We start from the raw sequence: 12,146 nt of genomic DNA, 5'->3' as shown, positions 1-12,146 counted from the left end.
ACTGGACCTGTGAGGGTGCCGTAGTCATTGATGATCCGGCAGCAAAAAGTATTTCATTTCTGGTTGATGAAGCGGATGAAGGTTCGGTTTTAACTGCCAACTTCAACCAGGAATTCACGATTACCACCAGTGCCACCCCGGCGAGCGGCGGAACGGTTACCCCCACCACGAAAGTAGTCAGTGGTGAAGCAGTCACCGTGACAGCCACCGCCAATGAGGGTTATCTCTTTGACGGCTGGTATGAAAATGAGGTTCAAGTCTCTGAGGAAGAAACCTATACCATTGAGACGGTTGAAGCTGATCATAATCTCACTGCCCAATTTGAGGCGGGATTCGAGGTAAATCTCACCGCTGACCCGGTGGCGATGGACACCCTGGTGACCTTTACCGGAGACGGATTATCGAAGACCGGAGAGCATACCATCACCGCCACCCTATTAGATACTGAAGCCGAAAATTACGTCTTTAACGGCTGGTATGTCAATCTGACCGATCCGGCACCGGTATCAACCGAAGCAACCTATACCTTCGCCCTAACCGCAGACACCAGTTACATCGCCAGTTATACTGAGCAATTCACTATTACCACCAATGCCACCCCGGAAGCAGGCGGAACGGTTACCCCAACTCAACAGGTCACGGTTGGAAATGACGCTACCGTCACAGCAACGCCAAATGAAGGCTATGTTTTTGATGGCTGGTACGAAGGCGAAGCCCAGGTTTTCGAGGACGAAAGTTATACTCTGACAGCGGTGACCGCCGATCATAATCTCACCGCCCAATTTGAATTGGGTGCCAATGTCACCCTGACGGCTGATCCGACCACAATGGACACCCTGGTGACCTTCACCGGAAACGGATTATCCCAAACCGGAGAACATACCATTACCGCAACCCTGGATGATGCGGAAACCGATAATTATATCTTTAAAGGCTGGTTTAGCGCCTTGACGGATGATGTGCCGGCTTCTACTTCAGAAACATATACCTTTGATTTGACGGCGGATACCAGTTATATCGCCAGTTATGAAGAAAACGCTTTTACCGTGGCAGCAGAATCGGAAGATGCTACCCAGGGAACCGTCACCCAAACCGGAACCAGCCCCTATAAACTTTCGGATTCAGTAACTGTCAGTGCTACCGCTTTAAAAGGATATTCCTTTACCAACTGGACCGATGAAAACAGTGCCGTGGTCTCGCAAACAGCCGATTATACTTTTGATGTCACTGAAAATACAACATTAACCGCTAATTTTGAAGCCGAAGCGGCGGTCACCATTCAAGTCCAATGTGATTATGTGGAGGGCGGCACGGTGACTTCGGATGATAAAGACATACCAGAAACTGGACTGGTCATTACAAATGGCGAGTCTGTCACCTTAAAAGCCGAAGAAAAGAAGGGCTACGAATTTGAAGGATGGTATGAAAACGGCAAGGAAGTCGAGAAGAAGGATGCCTATATCTTTACCGCCGCAAAAGACCGGACCCTGGTCGCCGCTTTTTCTCACAAAGGAATCATGGCACTGGCTTTTCCTGACCCCCTTGAAGGTGGACGGGTTTATAAGGTTTACCAGACTTCTGAAACAAAGGATGAATTTTATCTGAACGCCGTGCCATTTACCGGCTATGAATTTGTGGGCTGGTATGACATTGCCGGTATAAAGGTCTGTGATACCCCGGAATATGATTTCGTAGCCTATTATTCACGGGTGCTTTTTGCCAAATTCAAGCTTGAACAAGTTGCCGTGAATGTTGGTATCACTCCAGATGGCGGCGGCACTGTATCGGGAACGGGAACCTATGATTATGGAACGGCAGTCACCTTAACGGCCACCCCGGAAGAAGGGTATATTTTCAACGGCTTTATGGATGCCACTGGAAACCGGTTGAGTTCCGATGCCGTTTATACCTTTACCCTGCGGACGGAGGCAGACCTGACTGCCAGTTTCTCCCCCCAAACCTATACCATGACCACCACGGTTAATGATCCGGCCCTAGGGACGGTTTCTAATAGCGATCCGGATGGGATCTATCCGGCTGGCGCCGCGGTTTCACTTAAGGCTTTACCCGCCAGCGGCTCGCAATTTGTGGGCTGGTTTGAAAACGGCCAATGCGTGAGTCAGACACCCAACTATACTTTCACAGCCACCGCCGACCGCAATCTGGAAGCCGATTTCAGCAACGAAGAATTTGTCCTGACTTTAATGGCTGACCCGGTTACCGGTGGAACACTATCTGGTGAGGGCGGCTACAATCCATCCTCAGATGCCGATCAGGCCAGTATTTCAGCGGTTGCCTTGCCTGGCTATTCGTTTACCGCCTGGATGGATGCAGACACCGGGGAACAGGTCTCAAGCTTAAGCAGTGATGCCATTACCCTGACAAAAGACACCAACCTAACTGCGGTCTTTACACCCGATGTTTATCAGGTAGAGCTGACCGTTAGCGATGGTGGTACCGCCACCGGGGACGGCTATTACAATTTCGGAGACACCGTGAATTTATCGGCTACTGCCAAAGACGGCTATAGCTTTGCCGGTTGGATGATAACCGATGCCCAGGGAACGCAGTCCTGTATTTCATCAGACGGGGATTATACCTTTACCTTAAATGAAGACTGGATTAATCTGGCACCGATCACTATTTCCGCAACCTTTAAAAATACTAAAGGGGCCTTAATTATTCCGCTGGCCGAAGAGTACCTTCGTGGCAATATCGCCAGAGGCTACCATCTGGATGCTATCGTTGGGAATCAGACAACAGTAGAAGCCATCCCCGGTTATGGCTATGAATTTACCAACTGGACTGATATGAAAGGGAATGTTCTTAGTCAGGATGCAGTCTATACCTTTACGGTCACGGGTGATACCGTGGTGATAGCTCATTTTAAATCTAATGCGACGGTAAAGCTGACCGTGACGGAACAGTCTGTTTTACAAGGCAAGGCGCTCCTGGTGGGGGATCTTATTTCTGGTGAAAAGACAGTCGAATCCGGCCAATATGTAATGGCTTATGCAATTGCCTACCCTGGTTACCAATTCCTCCACTGGGTCAATCAGAACGGATTGAAAGTTTCTAATGCAAGGAGTTATCTTTTTAGAATATCTGAAGATACGACCTTAACAGCGGTGTTTGAAAAAACCACCCATGACATTAGTGCCAATGTTGATCCAAAAGGTGCTGGTTATATCACTGGCCAGAAAACCTATGCTTATGGTGATACGGCCACCCTAACAGCTGTGCCGACTCAGTCCGGTTATATCTTTGGCTACTGGTCTGATGAAAATGGCCGGATTAAAGGGGCGATATCACCAGTCTTTAAGATGACGGTTAATGGCAGTAAAACCTATACCGCCCATTTTGTCCAGGGAAAATACAGCATCACCGCCAAAGCGGTTCCTGAACAAGGGGGAACAGTATCCGGAGGCGGGTCATTTGGACAGGAAGAGGCGGTCACCTTAACGGCCGTTCCCAATACCGGGTATCAATTTGATGGCTGGTTTGTGGCTGGCGCCAGTGTCAGCACCGCTGCCAGCTGGGTCTTTGATGCCACCGAATCGGTGGATGCGGAAGCTCACTTTTCGACGGTTCCGCCGTCTGACATCAGAAAACCGGGTCTTCCTCGCCCCGGGCGAAATACGCGATAAAATTTCATGCTAACATTGAGAACACCCATGATCAAAAAAGGTCATGGGTGTTTTATTAATTGATTTTTAAGGGCTGTGTATTTGATTGCATCACTTCGGTTAGTTTAGTATAATGATTGATAAGTGAAATTGAAAGGACGGTTATGATGGATTCTAAAAATAGACGAACCCAACAAATGCTCAAGAATTTTGTCATGATCTTTGTGCCTGGATTGCTTATTGTCGTGGTTTTCGCCGGGATCTTTATTAATATTAATATCGAAAACGGTAAAAATATTATTAAAATCAGACAGCTGAATAATAGCGAGATTGTCAGCGTCAATGTCAATTCGATTTTTGAAGATATCAAGTCAGATGGAAATATTATTCTGAACTCCAGTGAAATAAAAAACTATGTCGGCAATTCATCGGCAATCCTCAACCAGGACGAATTAAAACGGATTTTTTCCAATATGATGATCAATAAAAACATCTATGATTCGATCCGGTTTGTCGGAGTTGATGGTTATGAGAAGGTTCGGGTGAATGCGGCCGATAATGGAACGATGATCGCCGTAGCGGACAATGAATTAAAATTCAAAGGTAATCAAACCTACTTTGAGGAAGGGATGAAGCTTAACCGTGGAGAGATTTTTATTTCACCCATGGATTTGAGTATGAACGGAGAGGAAGTCGAAATGCCCGTCAAACCGGTGATGAGATTGGTGTTACCAGTATTTACTGATAAAAACGAACGTCAGGGAATTCTAGTGTTAAATTATCTGGCCAAAAATATGTTGGATCAAATCGAGAATGACTCGAAAAGTAACATGGATATGAAAATTCTTTTACTAAATAATGAAGGCTATTACTTATTAAGCGAAAACAGCCATAAGGACTTTTCTTTTGTGTATCCAGATCAGCAGGAGGTTTCATTTGGTCAGGAAAATCCGGAAATTTGGCAGGCCATTTTGAATAACGAAAGTGGTTATTTTGATGATGGAAAGGATCTCTATTTTTATACCCCTATTTATCCTCTTGAAGGTTATCGGAATCTTCATTGGGTTTTGGTTGGGGCAGCGCCTTTAGATGTTCTGGGTATTTTTATCAATGAGGATAACCGGACCATTGTGCTGATCTCCGCCTTGTTGATTCTTGTTTTAGGGATCATCAGCCTGGTTGTGTCCGGACTATTGCTGATCAAAAATGAAGCCAGCTCCCGAGAAAAAATTGCAAATAGTATTTTTAAGAATTCCAGAGATGGCATTATGATTATGGACGCTGAAATGAAGATTGTTTATATCAATAAGGCGTTTTTGACCATCACCGGGTATCAGGAAGATGAGATTCTAGGCAGAAAACCCGTCGATTTCAAGTCAAGTGAAAAACTGAAAGTGATTTACCGCAACATCTGGAAAACGGTCAAAGAAGAAGGTAATTGGCAGGGCGAAATTGTGGATGAAAGAAAAGATGGCACCACCTATCCCAAATATGTTTCCATCTCGAAAATATTTGACAGCAAAAGCGATACCTTAAGCAATTATCTGGAGGTTTTTGAAGATTTAACCAATACGAAAATTACTGAAGAGGCCATCAATAAAATTAAACATTATGATGAGGTGACCGGATTGCCAACCCAGATACTTTTTGAAATAAAAACCCGGGAATTCATCAAGCAATACGATAGTATGGCCATCATTGTCCTTCAGGTTACAAATTTTAACGCCCTCTATGATAATTTAGGAAAAAAATCCGGAAACATTTTGATCCGGGAAGCATCCCTCCGGATTCAGACCTTTTTAAGAGATGATGATCTGCTGGGAATTCTTCACAAAGACCAATTCGTTATTGCCCGGATCAACAGCAATGACAGACTGGAGATGGGACAACTGCTGAATAAAATGCTGACCTATCTTAAAGAGCCGGTGGAAATTGAAAACGAGAAGATATATCTCAATGTGTCCATTGGCATCGCCCTTTTCCAGGAGGACAGCGCGGATCTGGAAAAACTCATTGAATATGGAAATATTGCTAAAAACTATGCCCTTCAAACCGGTGATAACACCTATGTTTTTTACGAGAAAGAAATCAAAGAAAATTATCTCAATAACCTGAAGTTAGAAACCGAATTGCGCAGCGCGCTTGAAAAGAACGAGCTCAGTTTAGCCTATCAGCCGCAAGTCCAGGTTGGTACCGAAGCAATCATCGCCAGTGAAGCCCTGCTGAGATGGAACAATGAGAATCTGGGATCGGTTAGCCCGGGGCAGTTTATCCCGGTAGCTGAAAGAACAGATTTAATCATCCCCATCGGGAATTGGGTTCTGGAAGAAGCGATTAAACAAAATATGAAATGGCAAAGTCTGACTAATCGGCAAATTGGTGTAGCCGTTAACCTATCCCCGATTCAATTTAAAAAATCAGATCTGCCCCAAATCATCAAAGACCTGCTGGAAAAATATGAAATGCCGGCAGAATTATTGGAAGTCGAGATTACCGAGGGCATTCTGGTGGAAAACATGGATGGGATCAGGGGCCAGTTGGAGAAGATCAAAGCTCTGGGTGTGAAAGTAGCCATCGATGATTTCGGAACCGGTTATTCATCATTAAAATACCTGCAGAATCTTAATTTTGATAAACTGAAGATTGACCGGGAATTTATTAAAGATTATCCGGAAAATGACACTGGAAATATTGCTAAAACGATTCTGAATCTGGCATCACAATTGGACTTGAAAGTGATTGCCGAGGGAGTTGAAACCTATGAGCAATTCTTGTTTTTGAAAGAAAATAACTGTCAGGCAATTCAGGGTTATTATTTTTATAAACCCCTGTTGCCAAATGACTTTGAAAAGCTGATCGCAGAGAAGATTCCGCTCAATGGGGATTAAAGAAAAATAATAATTCATATGATATGATTATACATCAAGTCGGATTCGCAAACAGGAATCGACCAAAATAAAAAATGCTTGATTGATGGCGATTGTTTCGATGATCCCTTTTGCGATGTCGTTGCGGGGAAGAAACGATGAAAGGATTCAAAGTGAAACAATTAAAAAATATTTTATCCCCCCAGGATTTAAATAATCTGTCGGATGCAGAGCTTCAAAATCTGGCTGGGGAACTGCGTGATCGTATTTTAGAAACGGTGTCAAAAAATGGCGGCCATCTGGCTTCAAACCTGGGTGTCGTAGAAACAACTCTGGCCATCCACCGGGTTTTTAACAATCCCGAGGATCAAATCGTTTTTGATGTGGGTCACCAATGTTATGCTCATAAATTGTTAACCGGCCGGCAGCAGGAATTTGATACCCTGCGTCAGTGGAATGGAATCTCAGGGTTCACCAATCGCAAAGAGAGTCAGAAAGACGCTTTTGGGGCCGGGCACAGTGGCACCTCGATATCGGCGGCGCTGGGTCTGGCCATGGCCAATCAGTTGGACGGCAAGAATAATTATGTCATTGCCATTGTGGGGGATGGATCATTCACCAATGGGATGATTTATGAAGCCTTAAATAATTGCAATAAAAAAAATCTGCGATTGATTATTATCCTCAATGATAATGAAATGTCCATTTCTGAAAATGTTGGCGGATTGTCAAATTACTTATCAAAAATCAGAAACAGTCAGAACTATTTTAATTTGAAGCATCAGACTCAGTCGTTTTTACACAAAATACCCTTAGTTGGCGATGGTCTGGTTGAAGGCACCCGAAAATTAAAAAAACATATAAAAAAGCGGGTGGTGGCTGAGAACTTTTTTGAACATCTGGGCCTGGATTACCTGGGGCCTGTTGATGGATGTGACCTAAAAAAATTGGAATCGGTGCTCAGTGAAGCAAAAAGTAAAACGAACTGCTGTCTGGTTCATATCCACACCGTCAAAGGCAAGGGCTACCTTCATGCTGAGGAACATCCGGAAATGTATCACTCGTCAGGTCCTTTCGATCTGCAAAAGGGGATCCCAAAAAAAGCATCAGAAAACAGCTTTTCAGCAATATTTGGAAAAATCATGGTTGAAACGGCCAACACAAATGATTCTATTTGTGCAATCACCGCAGCCATGACCGGTGGCACTGGTCTGGACCAGTTCAGCCAAACTCATCCGGAGCGTTTTTATGATGTGGGAATTGCCGAAGAACATGCTGTTACCTTTGCTGCCGGCCTTTCAGCCAATGGAAAAACTCCGGTTTGCGCTATTTATTCAACCTTTGTTCAACGAGTCTATGATCAACTGATTCATGATGCCGCGATTCAAAAGCTGCCGTTGATTATGGCCTTGGATCGTTGTGGATTGGTGCCTGGAGACGGTATTACCCATCAGGGTATTTACGACTGTTCTTATTTGTCGACCATTCCGGGAATAGAAATTTTTAGTCCCGAAACCGATGCCGAAATGAAACAGAGTTTTAAGCAGTGCTTTGAGAACAAAAAGCTGGCCGTCATCCGTTATCCCAAAGGAGCCGAACAGCCATACGACCGCAGCGGTTTTATTGATGATGGCGATCTCAGTTATCAGGATTTTATAGAAGTGGATAATGACCCCGATCAGCCCGAAATGGTGATCATAACCTATGGCAGAATTACCAGAAACGTTTATGAAGCGATCCAATTATTAGCAGCAAATAACCGGATCCGGTTAATCAAACTGGTTAAGGTTTACCCGCTGAATATCCCGAAAATCATCTCATTGATGGGACAGCCAAAGCTTGTTTATGTACTGGAAGAAGGGATCAGAAGCGGCGGCATTGGCGAAAAGCTGGCGGCTGCATTTGCTCAGACTGAGGACTTCAAGCCAGGTAAGGTTCGGATTCGCGCCATTGAAAATCCCTTGATGGAACACGGCGATCTCTCTGCTTTGTATGAATGTTGCGGCTTTTTACCACAGCAGATTGCCGATGAGATTGTGGGAATATTGGGAAATAAATAAAAACGGCGCAAGCCGTTTTTTATTTTGATAGGATGATTTGCTCATTACAAAAAATTCATGCAACCAGTGGAATGGTTATTTGCAAACATTGATGGACATGGTTTTAAAAACCGCATAAAGAACACAACCCTTGCTGATCTTCATGTTTTCCATCGATTTCTTGGTAATAAGGGACATGATGGGGATACCAATATCTAAGATAACCTTCACACCATCATCATTTTCAATGAGATCCACCACGGTGCCTTTAAAAATATTTCGGGCACTGCTGGTAAATGGTTCAAGGCTGAGAATAATATCCTCCGGCCGGATGGAAAGCTTCACGTCTCCGGTTAAATCGGTATGAACGTGGATATTGACATCATCAAGTTTGACGAATTGTTCATCCTGTTCTGTAAACACTGTTCCCTGATACTGGTTGGCGGAACCCTTGGATTTTAATAAATAGTTTTCGAACTGGGATTGGGAAATGCGTAGATGCTTGCCGAGGCGATGGGCATCAAGATCTCCCCGTTTGATCATCTCGTAAACCGTGTTTTTAGTTATTTTAAGTTTTTTGCTGATTTCTTCAGGGGTAAATAAAAGTTCGTCATTCACTATGATCCTCCTTTTGATTTTTATTGATATTGACTAATTGCGAAACAATAGAACTTCAGTCAATTGCGATATTTAAACAGACAACGAAGCACAGTGATTTTGCAATTGTATACTTATCTCTATTATACCCAATCTTGAATCAATGTGAAAGAAATAAAACTGTCAGAAGAAGCTAATTAATGAAAAACGGATGAAAATGTTCTAAAAAAAAACAGCAGAATGATTTGACTTAAACAATTCTGTTTTGTATAATGAAAAATAGTCAAACAAGGTAAAACATAACTAAAAAAAAGAAAAGGAGAAACGAGATGAAGTTGCTTAAAAGAGGAGTTGTAGTGGTTGTATTATTATCAATGGTTTTCGCTCTGGCAGGGTGTCAGTCAACGGCCAAGGAGGAAGCAAAGTCTGAACCGGTGGCACTGACGATATCAGCAGCGGCCAGCTTGAAGGATGCTATGACTGAAATTCAGATATTATACTTAGAAGAAGCCCCTGATACCACGCTAACCCTTAATTTTGGATCATCCGGATCCCTGGCCCAGCAGATTCAACAAGGCGCAGAGGTTGATGTGTTTATGTCGGCATCATCTAAGGATATGACAACTTTAAAAGACGCTCAATTGATGAGTGACGATACCGTCAAGAATATTTTGGGGAATGAAGTCGTTCTGGTTGTACCGAAGGACTCAACAACCACCATCACCAGTTTTGACCAACTTGTCGATCCACCAATTACTAAAATTGGTATTGGTGAACCAACCAGTGTTCCGGTTGGTCAATATGCAGTAGATGTCTTTAACTTTTATAAGATAACGGATCAGATTGAGAGTAAAATTATTAATGGTAAAGATGTTAAAGAGGTGTTAACCTGGGTTGAAACTGGTAATGTGGATGCTGGGGTGGTATATTCAACTGATGCTAAGGTATCTACCAGTGTAAAAGTTGCGGCAATAGCTCCAGCTGATTCTCATAAAACTATAGTATATCCTGCCGGAGTTGTTAAAGCCAGCAAAAATGCTGAGGCAGCAACCGCTTTTGTTGATTATTTAAGTAGTGATGCAGCCACAGAAGTATTTGAAAAATATGGTTTCACTATTTTATAAATGACTGATGTGATAAAATAGAAGTTAGCAGAATAATTATTTTGTATCGAAATTTTAAGGTTTGGAATAAATGTTTATTAAGAAAGTGAGGGGGTGGCTTGGATGGATTTTGATTTATCACCAGCATGGATATCAATAAAGGTGACGTTGACAGCCACTGCCATTGTCTTTTTTCTGGGTCTTATTATTGCCTGGCTGATGACAAATTATAATGGCCGATGGAAGGGCCTGATCGATGGTATTCTGACACTTCCCCTGGTCTTGCCACCGACCGTGGCAGGATTTGCCATTCTTTTGCTGATCGGGAAAAACGGTCCGATTGGTAATTTTCTGGAAATCTTTGGCGTGAATATTATTTTTTCCTGGTACGCCGCGGTGATTGCGGCCATCGTGGTGGCCTTTCCACTGATGTATAAAACCACCATGGGAGCTTTTGAGCAAATTGACCCTAATATTCTCAGCGCGGCCAGAACATTGGGAGCCTCAGAAGCCAAAGTATTCTGGCGGGTGGCGGTTCCGGTTGCCAGGCCGGGGATTGCTGCCGCCACTGCCCTGACCTTTGCACGTTGCCTTGGAGAATTTGGGGCAACCCTGATGGTAGCCGGCAGTATTCCCGGAAAAACCGAAACCATTCCCATTGCCATCTATTTTGCAACCCAGGGCGGAGAGATGCAAGTAGCTCTGATCTGGGTGCTGATTATTTTTGCCATTTCACTGACGGTTCTGGTTATCAATAACTATTGGGAAAGTCACAAAAAGAATCAACAGCGGGGCTTGGGAGGGTGATCAGATGGAATTTCTAGTTGCGATAAAAAAGAAGCTCTATGGATTTCAGCTTGATGTCAAACTTCAGTCACAGGAAGAAGTTATTGGAATTTTAGGGGCTTCTGGTTCGGGAAAGAGTATGCTGTTGCGATGCATCGCTGGACTGGTCAAACCGGATGAAGGCCAAATTGTGATCAACGGAAAAACTTTTTTTGATTCAGAAAAAAAAATCAACCTTTCCATGGGGGAAAGAAAGGTGGGATTCCTCTTTCAGAACTACGCCCTTTTTCCCAATATGACCATTGCGGAAAATATTGCCTTCGGACTCGACAAGCTATCTAAGATCGAAAAAAAGAATCGGGTCAGTGCCCTGATGGAAAAATATCATTTGGGTGATATCGGCAAACGATATCCTGGCCAAATCTCAGGGGGACAGCAGCAACGGGTAGCCCTGGCCAGAGCGGTGGCGGTTGAGCCGGATATTCTTTTATTGGATGAACCATTTTCAGCATTGGATGTGCATCTCAGAAATCACATGATGCGGGAAATGTCAGAGTTATTAAAAGAGTTTCACGGAATGACCCTCTTTGTCACCCATAATCGTGAGGAAGCTTACCGCCTTTCTGATTATATCGCCGTTTTCAATACCGGGAAAGTTGAAATCTATGGACAGAAAGATGCCATCTTTAAATGGCCGGCATCATTGGAAACCGCAAAAATAACCGGCTGTAAAAATATTGTGGAAGCAACCCGGCTTTCTGAAAATCGCCTGCACATACCCCAGTGGGATATTTCTCTTTCCACGGCGATGAAAATAGAACCGGAGTTTGGTTATATGGGGGTCCGAGCCAATCAGGTAAAGCTGGTGGATGAGCAGGATTGCCCGCAAGATAATTGTTTCAAGGTTTGGATTGCGGATGAAAGCGATGGACCCTTTCGAACATCGCTGTATTTAAAAATAGGTTCCCGACCGGAATCGATACATGACTTTCATATTCAATGTGAAATCAGCAGGGAAGAACGCAATCAGTTAGTTGAGCGCAGTGAACCATTTGTCATTTACATCAATCCGGAATTTGTTTTCTTTGTTGATCAATAAATTTATCACCATTTTATTATGATTAAAAA

The 12,146-nt window shown here is 43.6% G+C and carries 7 protein-coding genes; 6 read left to right on the top strand and 1 reads right to left on the bottom strand.

Features of this window, described 5'->3' with window-relative positions; all coding sequences use genetic code 11:
* From ACEW8F_RS12135 to dxs, 3 genes are all read left to right on the top strand, one after another.
* Positions 1-3,647: InlB B-repeat-containing protein (locus ACEW8F_RS12135; protein WP_373483733.1), on the top strand; the 3,647-nt coding region annotated here is incomplete at its 5' end.
* A gap of 143 nt (positions 3,648-3,790) precedes the next feature.
* A complete protein-coding gene (locus tag ACEW8F_RS12130; protein WP_373483732.1) occupies positions 3,791-6,514 on the top strand; it encodes an EAL domain-containing protein in 2,724 nt (907 codons plus the stop codon).
* A gap of 137 nt (positions 6,515-6,651) precedes the next feature.
* Positions 6,652-8,553 carry a 1-deoxy-D-xylulose-5-phosphate synthase gene (dxs, locus tag ACEW8F_RS12125; RefSeq protein ID WP_373483731.1) on the top strand — a complete coding sequence of 634 codons (1,902 nt, stop codon included), beginning with the start codon at positions 6,652-6,654 and terminating at the stop codon, positions 8,551-8,553.
* A 75-nt stretch (positions 8,554-8,628) separates the two neighbouring features.
* On the opposite strand, the gene ACEW8F_RS12120 is transcribed toward dxs, so the two are convergent.
* On the bottom strand, positions 8,629-9,150 hold the full coding sequence (locus tag ACEW8F_RS12120; RefSeq protein WP_373483730.1) for an excisionase family DNA-binding protein: 522 nt from the start codon (positions 9,148-9,150) through the stop codon (positions 8,629-8,631).
* A 308-nt stretch (positions 9,151-9,458) separates the two neighbouring features.
* Here ACEW8F_RS12120 and modA point away from each other — a divergent pair, with 308 nt between their 5' ends.
* The 3 genes from modA (at position 9,459) to ACEW8F_RS12105 (ending at position 12,117) form a co-directional block, all read left to right on the top strand.
* Positions 9,459-10,253, top strand: a complete 795-nt coding sequence (gene modA / locus ACEW8F_RS12115; RefSeq protein ID WP_373483729.1) for a molybdate ABC transporter substrate-binding protein — start codon at positions 9,459-9,461, stop codon at positions 10,251-10,253.
* Between the two features lie 102 nt (positions 10,254-10,355).
* On the top strand, positions 10,356-11,039 hold the full coding sequence (gene modB / locus ACEW8F_RS12110) for a molybdate ABC transporter permease subunit (protein ID WP_373483728.1): 684 nt from the start codon (positions 10,356-10,358) through the stop codon (positions 11,037-11,039).
* Between the two features lie 4 nt (positions 11,040-11,043).
* Entirely contained in the window at positions 11,044-12,117 is a 1,074-nt protein-coding gene (locus ACEW8F_RS12105) for a sulfate/molybdate ABC transporter ATP-binding protein (RefSeq protein ID WP_373483727.1), read from the top strand.
* The last annotated feature ends 29 nt before the right edge of the window (positions 12,118-12,146 follow it).

This window comes from Acetobacterium sp., assembly GCF_041752335.1.
Classification (GTDB): Bacteria; Bacillota; Clostridia; order Eubacteriales; family Eubacteriaceae; genus Acetobacterium.
Note: the sequence above shows the minus strand (reverse complement) of the source record. Positions and strands in the feature narration are given on the sequence as shown.

Coding starts and splice junctions, on each gene's coding strand:
- ACEW8F_RS12130 (WP_373483732.1), top strand. CDS start 3,791: ATGATGGATTCTAAAAATAGACGAACCCAACAAATGCTCAAGAATTTT.
- dxs (WP_373483731.1), top strand. CDS start 6,652: ATGAAAGGATTCAAAGTGAAACAATTAAAAAATATTTTATCCCCCCAG.
- modA (WP_373483729.1), top strand. CDS start 9,459: ATGAAGTTGCTTAAAAGAGGAGTTGTAGTGGTTGTATTATTATCAATG.
- modB (WP_373483728.1), top strand. CDS start 10,356: ATGGATTTTGATTTATCACCAGCATGGATATCAATAAAGGTGACGTTG.
- ACEW8F_RS12105 (WP_373483727.1), top strand. CDS start 11,044: ATGGAATTTCTAGTTGCGATAAAAAAGAAGCTCTATGGATTTCAGCTT.